Source organism: Bradyrhizobium macuxiense, from assembly GCF_007993935.1.
Taxonomy (GTDB): Bacteria; Pseudomonadota; Alphaproteobacteria; order Rhizobiales; family Xanthobacteraceae; genus Bradyrhizobium; species Bradyrhizobium macuxiense_A.
Map to the genome: position 1 here is coordinate 286260 of NZ_VITY01000010.1, position 21202 is coordinate 307461.

The following is a 21202-nucleotide window of genomic DNA, read 5'->3' on the forward strand; positions in this document are numbered from 1 at the left end:
CGGTCGGCGGGAGCGACACGGTCCACGGTAGCGGCCGGCACCGAAACGGCAACGCGAAGCCGATCTTAACCTAACCGGTCAACCTTACCGTGCGATCGCCGAGGCGCAGGGCTCAGGCGTCGGCGGTCTTGGCTTTTTTGGCCTTTTTCTCGCTCTTGTCGCCGTCGTCATCCCTGTCCTTTTTCTCGCCCTTGCCGTTGTCCTTCCTGCGGTTGGTGTAGCGGGCATTGCCAAGCCCGGTTCCGATCGTCAGCACGCCCCAGCGCGTGACATCCTGCATGAACGGGACCTCGGACAGTCCCTGCACCACGCCGTCATTATGCATGACGATCGCGGTGTCATGATCGCCGATCTGCGGGATCGCCTCGACCAGGCTCGCCGGCAGGTTGAATTTGCTGCTCTCCCAATTGCCCGGCAGGTTCTGCGCGCCCTTCTCGATTCCGCCGTCCTCCTTGATGACGCCGGGACAGGCGATGCCGATGAACGGCGCGAGCTTGAGATTCTCCGTCTCGGCTTCGGCGATCAGGTCCTTCAGCATCTTCACCAGCCGCTTCACCGCGCCCTCGCGCGTCGGCTCGTCATCGGCGTGGCGCCACAGCTCCGATTTCCAGACCGCGGCCTTGGAGAGATCGGGCGCCTTCTTCCAGCGCGTCTCGACGACGCCGCAGCGGATATTGGTGCCGCCGATATCGACGGCGAGCACGCCGTCATGGGCCTCGAAAATCCACGATGGCGCCAGATGCAGCGTACCGATCAGCCCGGCATCATCGGGATGAAAGCGGATCGGCACCAGGTCGACCTTGAAGTCGTCCGACTTCAGGATGATGTCGGTGCGCGCGATCGCGAGTTCGCCGAGCCTGGAGTCGCGGAAGCCGCCGCCGACCACGATGCGCTCGGTCTTGGCCCAGGCCTTGGTGTTGAGGAAGCGCCGCGTCACATAGGCGAGCTCCTGGGCGAACTCCTCGATCGCGCTGTGCACGACCGCGGAGGCCTCGGTGTCGTCGCCGACCAGCATCTCATCGAGCTTCTTCTTGCTGATCTTGTCCGACGGCTCGTCGCCGAACGGATCCTCGCCGGATTTGCGCAGCGGCTTGCGCCAGCGGTCGAAGATCTTGCGGAACGCGCCCTTGGAGGCGCGATCGCCGAGAAAGCCCTCGTCGTCCTTCAGCTCGATGTTGAAGCTGTCGATGTCGACGGATGGCAGCCGCGCGGCACCGTGGTGCGCGATGCCCGTGGTCAGTCCAGCGTCTTCAGCCATTCGCCTGCCCGCTTGAGGTTCCCAGCACTAACAATCAGGAACCCAAATGGTTGCGTCCCGCACCGGCCCTTGGCCGATGCGGGACGCAATTGCGCAGGCTTCAGGCGGCCTTCACCCCGTAGCGCGCCGCGGGCGCGTTGCGCGACAGGTTCGGCATCAGCTTCTGGCGGGCTGCCTCGTAGGCCTGCCAATCCGCGGCATCCGGCAACGACGGCACGGTGATGACTTCGCCCTGGTCGAGACCGGCGAGCGCGGCGTCGACCATGTCCTCGGCCTTCATCACGATCTGGCCCGGCAGATGCTCGACCGGCGTGCCGGCGATGCCCCAGAATTCGGTGGCCGTGGCGCCCGGCAGCACGGCCTGCACCCGGACATTCTTATCCTTCAGCTCGTGCTGCAGCGACTGCGTCAGCGCAAGCACGAAGGCCTTGCTGCCGCCGTAGACGCCGTTGAGCATTTCCGGCGCGACGCCGACGACCGAGGCGATGTTGACGATGGTGCCGCCGCCGCGCCCGACGAATCCCGGCACCGCCGCATAGGTGAGGCGCATCAAGGCGTCGACATTGAGCGCGATCATGTCGCTCATCTTGTCGACGTCGGATGCGAGCAGCGGCGCGGTGGCGCCGACGCCGGCATTGTTCACCAGCACGCTGATGCCGGCATGGCTGCGCAGAATGGATTCGATCCGCGACACATCGGCGCGCTTGCTGAGGTCGGCGGCGACGATCTCGATCGATCGGCCTGTCTCTGTCGACAAACGCTTGGCGAGCCCGTCGAGGCGCTCGCGGTTACGTGCGACGAGAATCAGATCGTAGCCACGCCGTGCGAGCCGGTCCGCATAGATGGCACCGATTCCGGACGACGCACCGGTTACGAGCGCCGTTCCTTTGGCTGACTTGGTCATGTTGGTCTCCTGTTTGACCCTGGACGGCCGAATATGGCCGCAGGTCAGCTTCTACAGGCCCCCTTGCATGTCTCAAATGTCATATATACACCTTTTTAGGACATCGATTGCCGCCGGAGGGTTCCATGAAGGAAATCGGCTTCGTCATCTTCCCCGACTTCCAGGTGATGGGCTTCACCGCCATCACGGCCTTCGAGGTCGCCAATCTGATCGCGGGCGAGTCGTTCTATGAGGTCACGCTGCTGTCGGAGAACGGCGGCCCGGTGCGGTCATCCGCCGGCTTCAATGTCGAAACCGAAGCCTTCGGCGAGCGCAGCTTCGACACGCTGTTCATCGGCGCCGGCCACGAGCTCCATCCGGCGTCGCCGAAGTTGATCGGCTATATTCGCCGCGCCATGACGGCATCGCAGCGGATCGCCGCGCCCTGCATCGGCGCCTTCTCGCTGGCTGAAGCCGGCCTGCTCGACGGCCGGCGCGTCTCCACGCACTGGCAATTCGCCGCCGAATTGCAGGCCCGGTTTCCCGGGCTCAAGGTCGAGCAGGACCGCATCTACATCATCGACGGGCCGATCTGGACCTCGGCCGGCATGACCGCGACGATCGATCTGGCGCTGGCGATGGTCGAGCATGACCTCGGCGTCGAGGTCGCACGGTCAGTGGCGCGCAAGCTCGTCGTCTACCACCGCCGCACCGGCGGCCAGTCGCAGTTTTCCGCGCTGCTCGAGCTCGCGCCGAAATCCGATCGGGTGCAGAACGCACTCAACTATGCCAAGGCGCATCTGCGCAACGAGCTGTCGGTGGAGGAATTGGCCGAGGTGGCGCGGCTCAGCCCGCGCCAGTTCAGCCGCGCCTTCCGCGCCGAGACCGGCCAGTCGCCGGCCAAGGCGATCGAGCAGCTGCGGGTCGAGGCCGCCCGCGAATTGATCGGCGACGGCCGCCATTCGATGGACGAAATTGCCGGCGAGACCGGCTTTGCCGACCGCGAGCGGATGCGGCGGGCATTCCTGCGGGTACTAGGGCAACCGCCGCAGGCCATCCGCCGCCACGCCCGGGCCGCCGCGCAAACCGCGGCCTGAATCGCCAATCCGGGCCAAAATCGTGCCAAACCCTTCATCTTTGGCCGGTTTTTGCCCTGCTTTACCTTGACTCTCCGCGGTTTGCGGCTATAAGTCCGCCCATCCGGCGCGGGGATTTCTCGCGCCGATTGTTTTTGTGCGGGCCATTTGGGAATTCATTCCCTTTCGCACGAAACACGCAACCCATAGCGACTGAACAAAAAGCCGACCCGGGCGATCCGTCCGAGGCCGGGATCGAACACGAAGGAATCAAACGATGTTCGCAGTCATCAAAACCGGCGGCCGGCAGTACCGTGTCGTTCCGAATGATGTACTCGAGATTGGCAAGATCGCCGGCGATGTCGGCACGATCGTGCAGCTAGGCGAAGTTCTGGTGCTCGGCGGTGACACGCCGGTGCTGGGAACGCCCACCGTCGCGGGCGCGACCGTTGCAGCCGAAGTGCTGCAGCACAAGCGCGGCGCCAAGGTGATCGCGTTCAAGAAGCGTCGCCGCAAGAATTCACGCCGCAAGCGCGGCTATCGCGACGAGCTCACGGTGCTTCGCATCACCGAGATCCTCGCCGATAACGCCAAGCCGACCATCGGCCCGCGGCCGAAGAAGGAAAAGGTCGCAGCGCCCGCCGATGGCGAGGACGCAGCACCGAAGGCGGCCAAGAAGAAGGCGCCCGCAAAGGCGCCGGCCGCGAAAAAGGCTCCGGCCAAGAAGGCCGCGGCCAAGAGCGAGAAGAAGTGATCATCGCGCTTCAAGTTGTGAAGCGTGACCAAACGTGAAATGATTCCGTCAAGGAATTGATCTAGAGATCAAAGCGAAGTCGGAGACGAGCTATGGCTCATAAAAAAGCAGGCGGTTCATCGCGCAACGGACGTGATTCCAAGGGCAAGCGCCTTGGCATCAAGGCGTTCGGTGGCGAGCGCGTGATCCCCGGAAACATCATCGCGCGTCAGCGCGGCACCACCTGGCACCCCGGCCTTAATGTCGGCATGGGCACCGATCATACTCTCTTCGCCAAGGTCGAGGGTCATGTCGAGTTCCGTGCCAAAGCCAACGGCCGCACATTCGTATCGGTTATCCCGATGGCGCAGGCGGCCGAGTAGACGGTGGACACACATGAGTCCGCCGGGTCCTGTTGAACCGGCGGAGCAGCAAAGAGCTCCAAGGGGAGGCGGGATGACCGGCCTCCCCTTTTTGTTGCGCGCGATCCGGTTCGACCGCGCGTGACGTTCCAAGCGTTGCGTATCGATTATCGCATCACAGGAGCTCGACATGTTGCAGGACATCCCGACGCCGACCTTGCGCGAGGCAAGAGCTTGCGTCCTCGAGACCGAACGGCTGACATTGCGCAAGCCGACGCTCGCGGACGTAAAAGCAATCGCACGCCTCGCCAATGATCGCCGCATCGCGGAGAACACCCGCCGCCTGCCGCATCCCTATACCCAGGACGACGCCATCGACTTCGTGCGCGCGCTCGGCGCCGGCGGCCGCGAGACCGTTTTCCTGATCGAGAACAATCACACGCCGATCGGCATGGTCGGCGTCGACTGGCGCGAGGAGACATCCGCCGAGCTCGGCTACTGGCTCGGCGTCGACTATTGGGGCCAGGGCTTCGGCACCGAGGCCGCGCGTGCGGTGATCGATTATTTCTTCGAGGAATTCGATCTCGACCAGCTGATCGCAGGCGCCCGCGTCGTCAACCCGTCGTCGCGCAACATCCTCGAGAAGTGCGGCTTCCAGTGGAGCGGCGTCGAGCTGCACCGCTTCGAGGCGCTGGGCTCATCGAGCCCGGTCGATGCCTTCCGCCTGTCGCGCGGCGTCTGGACCTCGCTGAAGCGCTGGAACAACTCGATCCGCCGGGAGAGCTGAGGGCTCGATCAACAACAACGGTCGTCGTCCCCGCGAAAGGGGGACCCATAACCACAAATGGTCATTGCTCGGCCGAGCTGTGGCTCCAGCGTAGGTGACGACAAGCAGCGGTGGTTATGGGTACCTGCTCCCGTGCGCAATTGCGCACTAGGCAGGGACGACAGCTATCATGCGGGTGCGCTTTTGCCCGCCCTGCACCGTCACGCCGGCGGATTCACCGCGGTGTCGGTTCGTCCGAGCTGCTGCTCGCGCACGAAGATGTAGAGGCCGGCCGCGATGATGATGGCGGCGCCGACGATCGTGGCCCAGGACGGCACGTCGCCGAACACCACGAAGCCGAAGATCACCGCCCAGACGATCATCGAATACTGGTACGGCACCACCACGCTTGCCGGCGCGAGCTTCAGCGAGCGATTGACGCAAAGCAGCGCCGCGACCGAGATGATGCCGGCGGTGAAGAACAGCACGAGGCTGCCGGCCGATGGCGTCACCCAGCCGAATGGCGACAGCACGAGGCCGAGGATGAACGTGCCGCCGAATTGCGAGCTCGCCAGCACGATATCCGGCGTCGCGCGCAGCGAGCGCGTGATCAGCATCAGGACCGCAAACGACAGGCTGCCGCCGAGCGCGATCATCGCCGGCCAGCTGATGGTCTGCGCGGATGGCCTGAGCGCGATCAGCACCCCGCAGAAGCCGACCAGGATCGCGGTCCAGCGCCGCCAGCCGATATGCTCGCCGAGCAAGAGGCCCGACATCGCGGTGACGAAGATCGGCCCGGCCAGATAGTAGGTGATGACGTCGGCGAGCGGCAGATAGACCGTCGCCAGGAAGAACGCCGCGACCTCCAGCGTCGACAGCGTCACGCGCAGCAATTGCAGCCACGGCCGCTCCAGATGCAGGAAATCCGCGCGCCGCTTCCACACGATCGGCAGCAGCACGAGCAGCGCCGCGCAGGCGCGCAGCCACAACAATTGCCCGACCGAATAGGTGGCGACGATGAATTTGCCCATCGCGTCGCCGAACGAGAACATGAAGATCGAGAGCAGCATCAAGCCGATGCCGGCGAGCCGCGCCGATCGATCGTCGTAGGAGGACAGTTTTGCGAACAGGCTCATTGTTCTCTTGTTGTCGCCGCCTCTGAGTCGGGCAGGTCCCGACGCCGGTTTTACCGAGGTGGCCGTGCAGGACAACCCCGGCGGCCGCATATCGAACCAATTGTCGCAGTGCCGCGGCTGCGCTACGGCTGGGCCAGCCATTCAAGAAAACAGAGCAGGAAACGCCGCATGAGCGACTTCGACCCCACCCAGCATCGCATGGTCCCCGCGCAGCGCTGGTTCGAGGATTTCGTGCTCGGCGAGCGTTTCGTGATTCCGAGCCGGACCCAGACCTCGGCGGTGTTCGCGGCGTTCCAGACCGCGAGCGGCGACACCCATCCGATCCATTACGACGTCGAATATTGCCGCAGCCGCGGCATGCCCGATTTGCTCGCCCATGGCTTCCAGACCCTGGTGCACACCGCGCCCGGCGCCGGACTGTTTCCCTACGTCGTGGAGGAATCGCTGATCGGCTTCCTGGAGCAGTCGAGCAAGTTCCTGAAACCGGTCTATGCCGGCGACACCATCTACCCGGCGCTCGAGGTGATCGAGCTGTCGCCGGGCAAGACCACCGGCGTCGTGACGCTGCGCTCGACCGTGCACAACCAGCGCCGCGAGCTGGTGCTGGAGGGGATGCAGAAATTCCTGGTCAGACGCAGGCCTGGCTAGCCCAAGGGCCGCAAAAAGGCCCGAAAATTAAGGCTTTTTGCCGAAGTCGCGATCCTTGCGGGTTGCCGCAGGGACCGGCCTGCCTTAGTTAGTACGGATCATGAAATTCCTCGATGAAGCCAAGGTCTATATTCGCTCGGGCGACGGCGGCAATGGCTGCGTCGCGTTCCGGCGCGAGAAGTTCATCGAGTTCGGCGGCCCCTCCGGCGGCAACGGCGGCCGTGGCGGCGACGTCATCATCGAGTCCGTCGACGGGCTGAACACGCTGATCGACTACCGCTACCAGCAGCACTTCAAGGCGCAGAAGGGCGGCAATGGCATGGGCAAGGACCGCCATGGCGCCAACGGCAAGTCGATCGTGCTGAAAGTGCCTGTCGGCACCCAGGTGTTCGACGAGGACCGCGAGACGCTGCTGCACGACTTCACCGAACTCGGCGAGACCTTCGTGCTGGCCAAGGGCGGCAATGGCGGCTTCGGCAACGCGCATTTCAAATCCTCCACCAACCGCGCGCCGCGCAACGCCAATCCCGGCGCGCCGGGCGAGGAGCGCTGGATCTGGCTGCGGCTGAAGCTGATCGCCGATGCCGGCCTGGTCGGCCTGCCCAATGCCGGCAAATCGACCTTCCTCTCGGTGGTCAGCGCGGCGCGGCCGAAGATCGCCGACTATCCCTTCACGACGCTGCATCCGCAGCTTGGTGTCGTGAACTACGGCGGCCGCGAATTCGTGCTCGCCGACATCCCCGGCCTGATCGAAGGCGCGCATGAAGGCGCCGGCCTCGGCGATCGTTTTTTGGGCCATGTCGAGCGCTGCCGCGTGCTGCTGCATCTGATCGACGCGACCTGCGAGCACGCCGGCAAGGCCTACAAGACCGTGCGCACCGAGCTTGAGGCCTACGCAGGCCAGCTCGCCGACAAGATCGAGATCGTCGCGCTCAACAAGATCGATGCGGTCGCGCCCGACGAGCTGAAGAAGCAGAAGGACCGCCTGAAGCGGGCCGCGAAGAAGACGCCGCTGCTGCTGTCAGGCGCGACCGGCGAAGGCGTGCCGGATGCGCTGCGCGCGCTGGTCGACGTGATCGGCGAGGCGCCGGTGTCCAACAAGGCCAAGGGCGGCCAGGCGGAGCCGTGGGCGACGCCGGTGCCGCAGGGCTGACGGCATCTCGACTTCCCAAGCCACTTCACGTCCATGCCACATCGTGGCGCCTCTTGCTTCCACCTTCCCGCTCAGACCGAACCCATGAAACGCCCCGCGCTCAAGAACTTTCGCCGCATCGTCGTCAAGGTCGGCTCGTCGCTGCTGGTCGACTCGCAGGCCGGCGAGGTGCACGCCTCCTGGCTCGCGGCGCTGGTCGAGGACATCGCGAAGCTGCACAAGCGCGGCTGCGAGGTCATGGTGGTGTCGTCGGGCTCGATCGCGCTCGGCCGCAGCCGCCTGAAACTGCCGCGCGGCCCGCTGAAGCTCGAAGAGAGCCAGGCTGCCGCCGCAGTCGGCCAGATCGCGCTGGCGCGGATCTGGTCGGAGGTGCTCGGCCATCACGGCATCGGCGCCGGGCAGATCCTCGTCACGTTGCAAGACACCGAGGAGCGTCGCCGCTACCTCAACGCGCGCTCGACGATCGCCAAGCTGCTGGAATGGGGCGCGGTGCCGGTGATCAACGAGAACGACACGGTCGCCACGACAGAGATCCGCTACGGCGACAATGATCGCCTCGCCGCCCGCGTCGCCACCATGGCGAGCGCGGATCTGCTGATCCTGCTGTCCGATATCGACGGCCTCTACACCGCGCCGCCCGCGGTCGATCCCGGCGCCAAGCTGATCCCGGTGGTCGAAAGCATCACCTCGGAGATCGAGGGCATGGCGGGCTCGGCCGGCTCCGAACTGTCGCGCGGCGGCATGACCACCAAGATCGAGGCGGCGAAGATCGCGACCACCGCCGGCACCCACATGCTGATCGCCTCCGGCAAGATCGAGCATCCCCTGCAGGCGATCGCCGACGGCGGCCGCTGCACCTGGTTCCTGACCCCGGCCAATCCCGTCACCGCGCGCAAGCGCTGGATCGCCGGCTCGCTGGAGCCGAAGGGCACGCTGACCATCGATGCCGGCGCGGTGGCCGCGCTGCGTGCCGGCAAGAGCCTGCTTCCGGCCGGCGTTGTCAGGGTCGACGGCCAGTTCGCCCGCGGCGATGCCGTGGTGGTGCGCGGCCCCGACACCCATGAGATCGGCCGCGGCCTCGTCGCCTACGACGCCGAGAACGCCGAGAAGATCAAGGGCCGCTCCTCGCCCGATGTGATGACCATTCTCGGCATCAGCGGCCGCTCCGAGATGATCCACCGCGACGACCTCGTGATCGGCCCGGTGGGGACGATCCCGGCCAAGTAGGGCCAAGGAGAGCATTGAGTAGGCCATTGGCCGAGCGGGGCGGCCTGCCGCCCATCTGCCATGCCGGTTCCGCGCCTCGCCACCCCTCAATTGCCATGCTAGAACATGGCCTTAGGGCATGATCCAAGCGCATGCCCAAAGCAAAGCTGGGACTTCCATGACCGCGCCCCTGAAGGCGATCGACGGCAACGCCGATCTCACTGCTCTGATGTCCGACCTCGCCGCCAAGGCGCGCGCCGCCGCGCGCGTGCTGGCGCTGGCGCCGCCGGAGCAGAAGAACCGGGCGCTTGCCGCGATCGAACGCGCGATCCGCGCCAACGCGCCGGCCATTCTCGCCGCCAATGCCGAGGACGTCGCCGAGGCGCGCGCGGGCGGCATGACCTCGGCCTTCGTTGACCGCCTGACACTGACGCAGGCGCGCGTCGACGGCATGGCCGACGGCGTTGCGACCGTGCGCGAGATCATCGATCCGGTCGGCACCGTCACCGAGAGCTGGCAGCGTCCGAACGGCATGACCATCGAGCGCGTGCGCGTGCCGCTCGGCGTCATCGGCGTGATCTTCGAAAGCCGTCCCAATGTCGCCGCCGACGCCGGCGTGCTGTGCCTGAAGTCCGGCAACGCGGTGATCCTGCGCGGCGGCTCCGACAGCTTCCGCTCCTGCCGCGCGATCCATGAATGTCTGGTGCAGGGCCTGCGTGAAGCCGGCCTGCCTGAGGCCGCGATCACCCTGGTGCCGACCCGTGACCGCACGGCCGTCGGCCTGATGCTGACGGGATTGAACGGCGGCATCGACGTGATCGTGCCGCGCGGAGGCAAGAGCCTGGTCGGTCGCGTCGAGGCGGAGGCGCGCGTTCCGGTGTTCGCGCATCTCGAAGGCGTCAATCACATCTACGTCGATGCCAGCGCGAAGCTCGACATGGCCAAGTCGGTCGTGCTGAACGCCAAGATGCGCCGTCCCGGCGTCTGCGGCGCCGTCGAGACCCTGCTGATCGATCGCAACGCTGCCGCGACCAAGCTGAAACCGCTGGTCGAATTGTTGATCGATGCCGGTTGCGAGGTGCGCGGCGACGACATCGTGCAAGGCGCCGATGCCAGGGTGAAGCCCGCGTCCGACGAGGACTGGACCACCGAATACGAGGACGCGATCATCTCGGCGAAGATCGTCGACAATCTCGATGAAGCGATTGCGCATATTCAAAATCACGGCTCGCATCACACCGATGCGATCGTGACCGAGGATGCCGCGGCCGCGCAGAGATTCCTCAACGAGGTCGATTCGGCGATCGTGCTGCACAACGCTTCGACCCAGTTCGCCGACGGCGGCGAGTTCGGCTTCGGCGCGGAGATCGGCATTGCCACCGGCAAATTCCACGCCCGCGGCCCTGTCGGCGCCGAGCAGCTGACGAGCTTCAAGTACCGCGTCCACGGCACCGGGCAGACACGGCCGTGATCATTGTCGCACGCACACGGTAGATCCTTGCAGCAAGCCTCCACCGTGCCGTTATCCGCAGCCCAGGCGCTTCCGTTCTACACCAACGGCATGCGCATCGGGCTGCTTGGCGGCTCGTTCAATCCGCCGCATGCCGCGCATCGCGCCATCAGCCAATTCGCGCTGAAGCGCCTGCAGCTCGATCGCGTATGGTGGCTGCTGACGCCGGGCAATCCGCTGAAGAACCATGACGGCCTGCATGCGCTCAACGAACGCGCCGCCGCCGCGCGCCGCGTTGCCGACGATCCGCGCATCGACATCAGCTGTCTCGAAGCTGTCATCGGCACGCGCTACACTGTAGACACGATCATCCACTTGCGCCGCCGCGTCTCCGGCGTGCACTTCGTCTGGATCATGGGCGCTGACAATCTCGCGCAATTTCATCGCTGGAAAGATTGGCGGCGCATCGCGTCCGATGTGCCGATTGCCGTGATCGACCGACCGCCCCAAAGCTTCCGCGCCCTTGCCGCACCGGCGGCGCAGGCACTCACGCGCTATCGCATGCCCGAAAATCAAGCGACACGGCTGGCCGACCAACGGGCGCCGGCCTGGGTCTTCCTGACAGGAATGAAATCCAATCTGTCTTCGACCGGACTCCGGAACCCGGACGGGAGCTGGAGAACGGCGTGAAGCGCAAAAGGGTTACTGGAATATTGAAACCATTAACCCCACATGCGTAGTATGGTGCGTGGGGCCGAGGATTCGGCACCCGCGATACAGTGAAAGGAATGGTCCCTGGCCACATCTGTATTGTCAAAGTCTGTTTTACCCAAGGTTCCAAAGACTGCGCGTAAAACATCGACGAAAACCGCGGCCTTGCAGGCGCAACCGGACGCCGACAAACCGGATGCCGACAAGACGCTGAGCCTGATCCTCTCCCGCCTCGAGGACATGAAGGCGGAAGAGACGGTCACCATCGACCTTCGGGGCAAATCCGCATACTCCGACTACATGATCGTCACCACCGGCCGGGTTAACCGGCACGTTGGCGCGATCGCGGAGAATGTGACGAAGAGCCTCAAGGAAAACGGGGTCAAGAACATCCACGTCGAGGGCTTGCCCAATTGCGACTGGGTGCTGATCGATTCCGGCGAGGTGATCGTGCACGTGTTCAGGCCTGAGGTGCGCGAGTTCTACAACCTCGAACGGTTGTGGACTCAGAACCCGGCGGTCGCGGCGGTCTAAGGGGTAGCGAAGCCGATGCGAATCGGCTGCGGCGCAGCTAGTCTGCGTTGATGCGCCTCGTCGTGATCTGCATCGGCCGTCTGAAACAGGGCCCTGAACGGGAGCTCGCGGAGCGTTACCGCGAGCGCTTCGAGGATATCGGCCGCAAGCTCGGCTTTCGCGGCCTCGAGATTCATGAGATTGCGGAGAGCCGCGCGCGCGACACGGCCGCGCGCATCGCGGAAGAAGCCGCGGCGATCGCGGCGCTGCTGCCGGACAAGCACATGCTGGTCGCGCTCGACGAACGCGGCAAGAGCATCGACAGCGCAAGCTTTGCCCAGCAGCTCGGCCGCTGGCGCGACGAGGGGTTGGCCCATACAGCCTTCGTGATCGGCGGCGCCGACGGACTTTCGCCTGAATTGCAGCGCAAGGCTTCGTTGCGTATTGCATTCGGCTCCGCGACCTGGCCGCACCAAATGGTCCGCGTCATGCTTCTGGAACAGATTTATCGGGCCGCGACCATTTTGGCCGGCCATCCCTATCACCGCGCTTGAGACGCGATGACGGACCGTCGAAAGCGCTGAACGCACGCGAATGCAGCACCGGCAGGACATAGCTTCGTATTTGCCTTCGGCTCTCGGCGCCGCGCGCCGCCGCTGGCTGCCGGTGACGCTGCCTCTGTCGATCGTGCTGTTCGCCGCTGCTCCGCTGGCCGCGGTGCATGCGCAAGCGACACCACCGGCGCAACAGTCCGCACCGCCGGCACAGCAGGCTGCGACGGCGGAGACATCGCCCGACGCCATCAAGCAGCGCGAGCAGGAGCTCGAGGCCGCGCGCGAGCAGCAGCGCAAGGCGACCGAGTTGCAGGAGAAGCTGAAGGCCGACATCGCCGCGATGGGCCAGGACCGCAGCAAGCTCAACCAGCAGCTGATCGACATTGCCGGCCAGGTGCGCGGCGTCGAGACGCGGATCGCCGACGCCGAGGCCCGCTTGCAGCCGCTCGACGGCCGCGAGCGCGAGATCCGCAGCTCGCTCGATTCACGCCGCTCCGAGGTGATCGAAGTGCTGGCCGCGCTCCAGCGCGCCGGACGGCGCACCCCGCCGGCGCTGCTGGTGCGGCCCGAGGACGCGCTGCAATCGCTGCGCACCGCGATGCTGCTCGGCGCGGTGGTGCCGGAGTTGCGCGTCCGCGCCGAGAAGCTTGCCGCCGATCTCGGCGAACTGGTCGCGCTGCGCAAGACCATCTCGACCGAGCGCGACGCGCTGGCGGCCGACCGCGACAAGCTGAGGGAAGACCAGACCCGGCTTGCGGCGCTGGTCGACGAGCGGCAGCGGCAGCAAAGCGCGGCCGAAAAGGACATGGAGGCGGAGGGCGCCCGCGCCATCGCGCTGTCGAAGCAGGCCGACAATCTGCAGAGCCTGATCGCCAAGATGGAGCAGGACCTCAAGAGCGCGGCCAAGGCCGCCGCCACGGCCAGCCTCCAGGGGGCGCCGGCGACCGTTAACGGTAAACCCAATCTCGGGGCGCTCAAGGACCCGGCGCGCATGAGCCCGGCGGTCGCCTTCGCCTCGGCCAAAGGCCTGTTCGCCTATCCCGTGAATGGCACCAAGATTCGCGAATTTGGCGGTTCCGACAGCGCGGGCGGCGTACAAAAAGGCATTTCTTTGGCAGCCAAACCGGGCGCGCAGGTCACAACCCCGTGTGACGGCTGGGTTGTTTACGCGGGTCCTTTCCGCAGCTATGGACAACTCTTGATCCTCAATGCCGGGGGCGGGTATCATGTCCTGATCGCCGGGATGGAGCGTATTTCGGTAAACATCGGCCAGTTTGTACTTACGGGGGAGCCGGTTGCGACCATGGGGTCGACGTCCCAGGTTGCATCCATTCTCGCGACCAATGCGAGCCAGCCAGTGCTCTATGTCGAGTTCCGGAAAGACGGCACGCCAATCGATCCAGGTCCATGGTGGGCCACAAATGAAGGCGAAAAGGTTCGCGGATGATGCGCAAGACTTCGGTAATTCTCCTTAGCGCCGCCACCGGCGCGGCCCTGACGCTTTTCGTCACGCAGCCCCGCGCTGTGCTGATGGGATCGAGCGCGCGCGCCGCGACGTCGGACACCTACCGCCAGCTCAATCTGTTCGGCGACGTGTTCGAGCGTGTGCGCAGCGACTATGTCGAGAAGCCCGACGACTCCAAGCTGGTCGAATCCGCGATCTCCGGCATGCTGTCCGGCCTCGATCCGCATTCGAGCTACATGGATGCCAAGAGCTTCCGCGACATGCAGGTGCAGACCCGCGGCGAGTTCGGCGGTCTCGGCATCGAAGTCACGATGGAAGACGGGCTGATCAAGGTCGTCTCGCCGATCGACGACACCCCGGCCTCGAAGGCCGGCATCATGGCCAACGACATCATCACCACGCTGGACGACGAGGCCGTGCAGGGCCTGACGCTGAACCAGGCCGTCGAGAAGATGCGCGGTCCGGTCAACACCAAGATCAAGCTCAAGATCATCCGCAAGGGCCAGGACAATCCGATCGACGTCACGCTGGTGCGCGACAACATCCGCGTCCGCTCGGTGCGCGCGCGCGTCGAGGCCGACGACATCGCCTATATCCGCATCACCACCTTCAACGAGCAGACCACCGAAGGCCTGAAGAAGGAAATCGCCAATCTGCAGGGCCAGATCGGCGACAAGCTGAAGGGCTACATCATCGACCTCCGCAACAATCCCGGCGGCCTGCTGGAGGAAGCGGTCACCGTGTCCGACTCCTTCCTGGAGCGTGGCGAGATCGTCTCGACCCGCGGCCGCAATGCCGAGGAAACCCAGCGCCGCGCCGCGCATCCCGGCGACCTGACCAAGGGCAAGCCGGTCATCGTGCTGATCAACGGCGGCTCGGCGTCGGCCTCCGAAATCGTCGCCGGCGCGTTGCAGGACCACAAGCGTGCGACGCTGGTCGGCACCCGCTCGTTCGGCAAGGGCTCGGTGCAGACCATCATCCCGCTCGGCTCGGGCAACGGCGCGCTGCGCCTGACCACCGCGCGCTATTACACGCCGTCGGGCAAGTCGATCCAGGCCAAGGGCATCGTGCCCGATATCGAGGTGCTGCAGGACGTGCCGGAAGAGCTGAAGGCGCGTACCGACACCAAGGGCGAGGCTTCGCTGCGCGGCCATCTGAAGAACGATGGCGACGAGAAGACCGGTTCGCAGTCCTACGTCCCGCCGGACGCCAAGGACGACAAGGCGCTCAAGATGGCGGACGACCTGCTGCACGGCATCAAGTCGACCTCGAACGCCACGCCGGCGCCGGCCGGTGACAAGGCACCCGGCGACAAGGCCGCTGCCGACAAGCCGGCCAGCAAGTCCGCGAACTGATCCAATCCGATTAGGCGAAAGGGCGGCCCTCGGGCCGCCCTTTCTGCTGTTGGATTCCCCCATCCGTGCGCTTTGCCGGGGAGGCCGGCGCGCGGGAATGCACCGCATCGTGCTATCGTTCGCGCTGTTGATTCGGGGAGGGTCATGGCAGAAGCGGCCGACGAACTGAGCACGCCGCTTGGGCAGCAGACCGTGGGCAGGACGCGCCGTTTCCGCCTGCCATTCACGGCGATGCAGGCGCTTGCCGTGCTGCTGGGGCTCGTGCTGGTCGGCTTCGTTGGCGTTGCGCTGTTCAACGACAACCCGCTCGGCGGCGAGCCGATGGCCCGCATCACCCTCCGCAATCCCCCACCCGCAGCCGCCGACGACAAGAACGCCTCGACCGAAGCGGCGGTCAAATCCGCCGCCAAGGCACCGGCCACGGCCGGCGATGCCAAGAACGACACGAAGAACGACGCCCGGACGGTCACCATCATCGACGGCTCCAGCGGCAAGCGCCAGGACGTGGTGATCGGTGCCGGCGACCCGGCTGAGAAGGTCGATGGCGACACCCCGCCGCTCGCGATGACCGGCATCGACCCGCGCCTGCTGGAAAAGTCGCGCTACGGCATGATCCCCGTGGTCGCCGACGGCCTGAAGCCGTTCACGGTCTATGCGGCCGAGGCCGACCGCGCCAAGGCTGCCCGGATGCCCGTGGTGGCCATCGTGGTCGCCGGCCTCGGCGTCGGCGCCGCCAAGACAGCCGATGCGATCATGAAGCTGCCGCCGGCCGTGACGCTGGCCTTCACGCCCTATGGCGCCGACCCCGGCAAGCTTGCGGAACGCGCCCGGGCGCAGCGCCACGAGATCCTGCTGCAGATCCCGATGGAGCCGTTCGACTATCCCGACAACGATCCGGGGCCGCAGACCCTGCTCACCACGCTGAGCAGCGAACAGAACCTCGACCGGCTCTATTGGCACCTCAGCCGCCTGCAGGGCTATGCCGGGATCGCCAATTTCATGGGCGCCCGGTTCGTCGCGACCGATCCAGTGATGCAGCCGATCGTGCGCGAAGCGGCCAAGCGCGGCCTCAGCTATTTCGACGACGGTTCCACCCCGCGCAGCATGGCGCAGAGCCTCTCCGCGGGCCAGTCGCTGCCGTTCGCCAGGGCTGATTTCGCCATCGACGCGGTGCCGACTTCGGCAGAAATCGACCGCGCGCTGGTCAAGCTGGAAACCATCGCCAAGGAGCGCGGCACCGCCGTGGGCGTCGCCTCGGCGCTGCCGGTCTCGATCGAGCGGCTCGGCGCCTGGCTCAAGACGCTGGATTCCAAGGGCATTATGCTTGTGCCATTGACAACGGCGATGCTGAAATCAAAATCGGGCTAGAGATCAATCTGTTGGTGCAGCATGACCTTGCCGGGGGGCCGGGTCGGGCGCATCAGGAAATGCGAGGTAGCGGCAGCATGGCACGTTATGAGGACCTGCCCTATCGAACCTGCGTCGGCATCATGCTGCTGAATACGGCCGGGCTGGTCTTCATCGGACGCCGCGCGGGCGGCATCGAACATGTCGACGACGCGCATGTCTGGCAGATGCCGCAAGGCGGCGTCGATCCCGGCGAGGATACGTTTCAGGCCGCGCGGCGCGAGCTCTATGAAGAGACCAGCGTCAAGTCGGTGGAGAAGCTCGGCGAGGTCTCCGACTGGCTGATCTACGACATCCCGCGCACCGTCGCGGGCCGTGCCTGGAAGGGCCGCTATCGCGGCCAGCGGCAGAAGTGGTTCGCATTGCGCTTCACCGGCGACGAGAACGAGATCAACGTCGCCAACCCCGGTGGCGGCCATAAGGCCGAGTTCATCACCTGGCGCTGGGAGCCGATGAAGAATTTGCCGGAGCTGATTGTGCCGTTCAAGCGCCCGGTCTATGAGCGCGTCGTGAAGGAATTCGCCGGTCTGGCGGCGAAGTAGCTGGCCGGGCGATCGGCCCAGTCAACGCGCGACGCAGCCATCGAGATGTCATCGGATAAGCCCTATCGCCCCAACGTGGGCATCGCGCTGTTCAACAGCTTTGGACGCGTGCTGATCGGCCACCGGATCAAGGACGATGGTCCGGAGATCGTGCTGCCCGGCCTCGAATGGCAGATGCCGCAGGGCGGCATCGACGCGGGCGAGGATCCGCGCCAGGCCGTGATGCGCGAATTGTGGGAAGAGACCGGGGCGGTCAGCGCCGACTATCTCGGCGAGACCGACTGGATGACCTACGAATTCCCCGCCTATGACGGACCGGCCTCGCATCGGCTCGCCAAATTCCGCGGCCAGCGCCAGAAATGGTTTGCGCTGCGTTTCACCGGACGCGACGAGGAGATCGATCCGCTGACGCCGCGCAACGGCCAGCCCGCGGAGTTCGATCAATGGCGCTGGGAGCGCCTCGACCGCGTCGCCGACCTCGTGGTGCCGTTCCGCCGCGACGTCTATCGCGCGGTCGCGATCCGGTTTGCGGAATTCGCCGGCTGATCCTGCGGCGGAACGCGCCGCGCATCACCCGGCGTCATCCCATAGGTCGTGCGAAACACACGATAGAACGTCGCGATGCTGTCGAAGCCGCATGCGAACGCGATCTCGTCGATGCCGCGTTCCTGCATGGCGTAGAGCAGCCGCCTCGCCTCCTTTAACCTTGCAGCCGTCAGCGTTCGCGCGAACGACAGGCCGGTCGGCTCGAACAGCGCATGCAATTGCCGTAGTGAAATGCCGAGCTCGGTGGCGACCGCGGCCGGCGTCAGCGCGGCGCGATGCAGATCGCGCAGCAGGATTTCGCGCGCGGCATGGAGGTAGCCCGCATGCAGCGCGGCGCGGATTTCGCCCTGTCGCGGCCGCAAGCGTCCGCGTGCGAGCAGCGCCAGGCGCACCATATGCGTCACTTCGTCGGCGAACTGCCCGGCTTGCGCCGGATCGCGGGTCATGACGCGGAACATGGCGCCGACCAGCCGGGTCAGGCGCGCATCACGCGCCAGCGCGACCGGCGGCGCATCCTCGATTCGCGCACCGAGCACGAGCTCGCTGGTGACGGGGATCTTGAGGCTGACGAAATGAAAACCGTCAGTCCGCTCGGGCGTCGAGAAATACGGCAGATTGGAGTGGCCGAACACCAGATCGCCGTTGCGCACGAACTGGACGCGATCGCCACCGATATTCAGGTGGCCGGGGCCCCGCACCTGCCAGGCGAGCTGCAGGCTGTTGCTCGGGACGCGCGCGATGTCGGTTGAGGTCCGGCTGACCCGATAGGAGGATGCCGACATTTCCGCCAGCACGGCATCGCCCACCGGCGTCGCGGAAAAATGCCCGCGGAAGTCAGGCCGCTTGTCGCGCTCGAGCTCGATAGTGACCCCGAACAGGCTCTTGCCGCGCACGTCGCACCAGTGCTCGAAACGGTCCTGCGGACGGAGCGCATCGGTGGAGAAGGTCAGCACGGAGTTCTGTCCATTACGTCCAAAGTGGAATCGCGACCCCATCGAGTCGGTTCGTCGTTGCGCGGCAGCTTGTCATTTGTGCCCGATCTCAGCTGTAAGCTGCTTCACATTTTCCGGATCGGTTCACCGCTTTGCACGTTGCGAACCATGTTCTAGTTCGGGCCGACCGTGAACGGGCCGATCGCGATGACATGACAATCGCTGTCGCGCCTGGCGCACGCGCCGAGCGCGGCGTCGACTGCGCCCTGCTCGTTCTCCGCCTTCAATCCAAGTCCCGGCCGTCCCTGCGTTCCGACCGCGACCGCATTCCAGCCTGCGGTTGCATCGGCAAGCTTGCGGACGACATCGGCCCGCTCGCTCGGCGCGATGACCGAGCTGTCGACCGCCCTGAGGAAGCCGGTGACGCGCAACGTCGCCGGAATCGGCACCACGAAGACGTCGTCGACCACGACGATCGTGCAGGGCACGCCGGCGACCGCGCCGCAGGCTTGCAGATTGCGCCGCGCCGATTCCTCCAGCGAATCGATGCCCGCATTGAAGAAGTAGTGACCGCCCGGGCCGAGCGCGATGGTTCGCGTCTTGCGGCCCGGCACGAACAGGCTGTCGAGCCGGGCCCTGGCCGCGTCGCGCAGCAGCGGCACGTCCTTGGTGGCGTATGGCTTCTCGACCAGCACGTCACGCTTGACCCACGGCAAGGCCGGCACCGGAGGCTGGCCGTGGGTGTACACGATCGTGTTGCCGACGGCGTATAGTTCGCATTTGCGCGGCGAGCCCGCATTGTCGGCGCGCTTCTGGCACAGATCGAGTGCCGCGGTCTTGGCCGCATCCTCGTTCGGTTGCGCCACGCTCCAGCCGACGAAGCCGTTGATGTTGAGAGCGACCGCCTTGGAATCGCCTGCGGGCAAATACTCGGTCGCGAGCATGTTGCGGGTGCGGTCGCTGACGAACGGAACGATGTCGGCCGCGAGTTTATCACCGAGTTTATCACCTGGTGCAGTCGAAGCCGTCGCTGCCAATGCCGGCGCCGGTTTCGCAGGGGCAGATGGCGCCGTCGATGCCGGCGGCGACGGCGCAACCAACGGGGCCGGTGAAGCTGATACCAGGGGCGTGGACGCCGGCGCAGAACTCGCCACGGAAGCGGGCTTCGCCACTGAAGCTTCCAGCTTGGTGTAGACGAGGAAGCCGCCGACGCCGATCGCGGCCAGCAGCACCACGGTGATGGCAGCGGGCCACATCCAGGCTGGTGTAGCTGACGGCGCGGATTTGACCGGCTTCTTGACCTGCGGCGTTGCGTAGCTGCCGTCCTCGCGCCGCATCGCCACCATGTAGGCGTGCACCGGGGTCGGGATGTTCTTCACTTCCTGCGCACCGATGTCGGCGAACTGCACCGACAGCTTGTTGGCGACCTGCTCGTGGACGGCGCGCGACACGCAGATGCCGCCGACTTCGGCGAGGCCCTCGAGCCGGGCGGCGATATTGACGCCGTCACCGAGCAGATCGCCGTCGCGCTCGACCACATCGCCGATGGTGATGCCGATCCGGAACGACATCTGCCGGCTCGGCGGATAGGCCATGTTGCGCGTGCGCAGGCTTTCCTGGATGTCGATGGCGCAACGCACGGCCTCAACGGCACTTGGAAATTCCGCGAGCACCGCATCGCCTGCGGTGTTGAAGATGCGGCCACCGCATTTTGCAATGAAGTCGTCGGTGACCTGACGATAGGAGGCGAGCCGCCGCAGCGTCTCTTCCTCATCCTCGGCAACCAATCGACTATAGCCTGCAATATCGGCCGCAAAGATCGCCGCGATCTTGCGCTTCATGAGCACCAGCCCGGAATCCAAATATGCCGGGGAGAATGCCGCCAGACGTTCGCGGGTGCAATAAGCATTCAACGCCCGCCGGGGTGCGGCGAGCGTTGAATCATTCAAGGCTTTTTGTTCAAGTCCTGGCGGACGATGACTGGAAAACTGTGAGCGATTTCACAATGGGAGCCGGCTCACTCGACACATCGGCGCGATCGCTGGTCGGGCAATCGCGCCCTAGTGCATAGCCGTGGTGTTGAGTTCGTTCTGGATGCTCTTGAAGTGGTCGAGCCGCTCGATCGCGTGATCGAGCTCGGAGCCTTCCTTCTCGGCGAGCTTCTCTTCCATCTCCTTGATGGTCTCCGCGAACTTCACGCGGTCGAGCTCGGCAATCGTGGTCGCGACGTCGGCGAGCACGGTGAGACCCTTGTCCGACATCTCGGCAAGGCCACCGAGCACGATCACCTTGTCGCGCTTGCCGGCGGCCGTGATCGTCAGGATGCCCGGACGAACCGTGGCGACGACCGGAGCGTGGCCGGCGAGCACGCCGAAATCACCCTCCACGCCGGGAACGTCAACCTGATCAACCTCGCCGGAGAAGGCGAGCTTTTCGGGAGAGACGAGATCGAAGTGGAAGGTGGCCATGGTCTTTCCGTTCTTTGCGCTGTCACCCGCGGGCTCGA

General features: G+C 65.5%; 22 protein-coding genes. 16 read left to right on the top strand and 6 right to left on the bottom strand.

What is annotated here, in order from left to right:
* Positions 1-112 precede the first annotated feature (112 nt).
* Positions 113-1258, bottom strand: a complete 1146-nt coding sequence (locus FBZ93_RS26285) for an ROK family protein (protein WP_146989806.1) — start codon at positions 1256-1258, stop codon at positions 113-115.
* 100 nt (positions 1259-1358) lie between these two features.
* A complete protein-coding gene (locus FBZ93_RS26290; RefSeq protein WP_146989807.1) occupies positions 1359-2162 on the bottom strand; it encodes an SDR family NAD(P)-dependent oxidoreductase in 804 nt (267 codons plus the stop codon).
* 125 nt (positions 2163-2287) lie between these two features.
* On the opposite strand from FBZ93_RS26290, the gene FBZ93_RS26295 reads away from it, so the two are divergent.
* From FBZ93_RS26295 to FBZ93_RS26310, 4 genes are all read left to right on the top strand, one after another.
* Positions 2288-3238, top strand: coding sequence for a GlxA family transcriptional regulator (locus tag FBZ93_RS26295; protein ID WP_146989808.1), 951 nt, complete (start codon positions 2288-2290; stop codon positions 3236-3238).
* A 256-nt stretch (positions 3239-3494) separates the two neighbouring features.
* Positions 3495-3971 (top strand): 50S ribosomal protein L21, encoded by a 477-nt coding sequence (gene rplU, locus FBZ93_RS26300; RefSeq protein WP_050630469.1) that lies wholly within the window; start codon positions 3495-3497, stop codon positions 3969-3971.
* 92 nt (positions 3972-4063) lie between these two features.
* Positions 4064-4333, top strand: coding sequence for a 50S ribosomal protein L27 (gene rpmA, locus FBZ93_RS26305; RefSeq protein ID WP_021080922.1), 270 nt, complete (start codon positions 4064-4066; stop codon positions 4331-4333).
* Positions 4334-4502: 169 nt separating this feature from the next.
* Entirely contained in the window at positions 4503-5099 is a 597-nt protein-coding gene (locus tag FBZ93_RS26310; RefSeq protein WP_146989810.1) for a GNAT family N-acetyltransferase, read from the top strand.
* A 200-nt stretch (positions 5100-5299) separates the two neighbouring features.
* Here FBZ93_RS26310 and FBZ93_RS26315 read toward each other — a convergent pair whose 3' ends face one another.
* Positions 5300-6214, bottom strand: a complete 915-nt coding sequence (locus FBZ93_RS26315; protein ID WP_146989812.1) for a DMT family transporter — start codon at positions 6212-6214, stop codon at positions 5300-5302.
* 168 nt (positions 6215-6382) lie between these two features.
* Between FBZ93_RS26315 and FBZ93_RS26320 the strand changes: the two genes are divergently transcribed.
* From FBZ93_RS26320 to FBZ93_RS26375, 12 genes are all read left to right on the top strand, one after another.
* Positions 6383-6862, top strand: a complete 480-nt coding sequence (locus tag FBZ93_RS26320; protein ID WP_146989814.1) for a MaoC family dehydratase — start codon at positions 6383-6385, stop codon at positions 6860-6862.
* A gap of 100 nt (positions 6863-6962) precedes the next feature.
* On the top strand, positions 6963-8015 hold the full coding sequence (obgE, locus tag FBZ93_RS26325; RefSeq protein WP_146989816.1) for a GTPase ObgE: 1053 nt from the start codon (positions 6963-6965) through the stop codon (positions 8013-8015).
* 84 nt (positions 8016-8099) lie between these two features.
* On the top strand, positions 8100-9242 hold the full coding sequence (gene proB, locus FBZ93_RS26330) for a glutamate 5-kinase (RefSeq protein ID WP_146989817.1): 1143 nt from the start codon (positions 8100-8102) through the stop codon (positions 9240-9242).
* A gap of 157 nt (positions 9243-9399) precedes the next feature.
* Positions 9400-10692 carry a glutamate-5-semialdehyde dehydrogenase gene (locus FBZ93_RS26335; protein WP_146989819.1) on the top strand — a complete coding sequence of 431 codons (1293 nt, stop codon included), beginning with the start codon at positions 9400-9402 and terminating at the stop codon, positions 10690-10692.
* Between the two features lie 45 nt (positions 10693-10737).
* The gene (locus FBZ93_RS26340) at positions 10738-11361 is read left to right on the top strand and encodes a nicotinate-nucleotide adenylyltransferase (RefSeq protein ID WP_050424280.1); all 624 of its coding nucleotides are present in this window, start codon (positions 10738-10740) and stop codon (positions 11359-11361) included.
* Between the two features lie 186 nt (positions 11362-11547).
* A complete protein-coding gene (rsfS, locus tag FBZ93_RS26345) occupies positions 11548-11916 on the top strand; it encodes a ribosome silencing factor (protein WP_074125641.1) in 369 nt (122 codons plus the stop codon).
* Positions 11917-11966: 50 nt separating this feature from the next.
* Positions 11967-12449, top strand: a complete 483-nt coding sequence (rlmH, locus tag FBZ93_RS26350) for a 23S rRNA (pseudouridine(1915)-N(3))-methyltransferase RlmH (protein WP_146989821.1) — start codon at positions 11967-11969, stop codon at positions 12447-12449.
* Between the two features lie 40 nt (positions 12450-12489).
* Positions 12490-13896: a murein hydrolase activator EnvC family protein gene (locus FBZ93_RS26355; protein ID WP_146989823.1), complete on the top strand. Its 1407-nt coding sequence runs from the start codon at positions 12490-12492 to the stop codon at positions 13894-13896.
* Complete coding sequence (locus FBZ93_RS26360; protein WP_146989825.1) at positions 13893-15269, top strand: S41 family peptidase; 1377 nt, start codon at positions 13893-13895, stop codon at positions 15267-15269. The genes FBZ93_RS26355 and FBZ93_RS26360 overlap by 4 nt, the downstream gene beginning before the upstream one ends.
* Positions 15270-15413: 144 nt before the next feature.
* Positions 15414-16637: a divergent polysaccharide deacetylase family protein gene (locus FBZ93_RS26365; RefSeq protein ID WP_146989827.1), complete on the top strand. Its 1224-nt coding sequence runs from the start codon at positions 15414-15416 to the stop codon at positions 16635-16637.
* A gap of 77 nt (positions 16638-16714) precedes the next feature.
* The gene (locus tag FBZ93_RS26370; protein ID WP_050424263.1) at positions 16715-17218 is read left to right on the top strand and encodes an RNA pyrophosphohydrolase; all 504 of its coding nucleotides are present in this window, start codon (positions 16715-16717) and stop codon (positions 17216-17218) included.
* A gap of 45 nt (positions 17219-17263) precedes the next feature.
* Entirely contained in the window at positions 17264-17764 is a 501-nt protein-coding gene (locus FBZ93_RS26375; RefSeq protein WP_146989828.1) for an RNA pyrophosphohydrolase, read from the top strand.
* Here FBZ93_RS26375 and FBZ93_RS26380 read toward each other — a convergent pair.
* From FBZ93_RS26380 to FBZ93_RS26390, 3 genes are all read right to left on the bottom strand, one after another.
* Positions 17722-18717 carry an AraC family transcriptional regulator gene (locus FBZ93_RS26380; protein ID WP_146989830.1) on the bottom strand — a complete coding sequence of 332 codons (996 nt, stop codon included), beginning with the start codon at positions 18715-18717 and terminating at the stop codon, positions 17722-17724. The genes FBZ93_RS26375 and FBZ93_RS26380 overlap by 43 nt on opposite strands.
* Before the next feature lie 152 nt (positions 18718-18869).
* Entirely contained in the window at positions 18870-20537 is a 1668-nt protein-coding gene (locus tag FBZ93_RS26385) for an adenylate/guanylate cyclase domain-containing protein (RefSeq protein WP_146989832.1), read from the bottom strand.
* Positions 20538-20756: 219 nt separating this feature from the next.
* Complete coding sequence (locus tag FBZ93_RS26390) at positions 20757-21164, bottom strand: F0F1 ATP synthase subunit epsilon (protein ID WP_050424279.1); 408 nt, start codon at positions 21162-21164, stop codon at positions 20757-20759.
* Positions 21165-21202 lie beyond the last annotated feature (38 nt).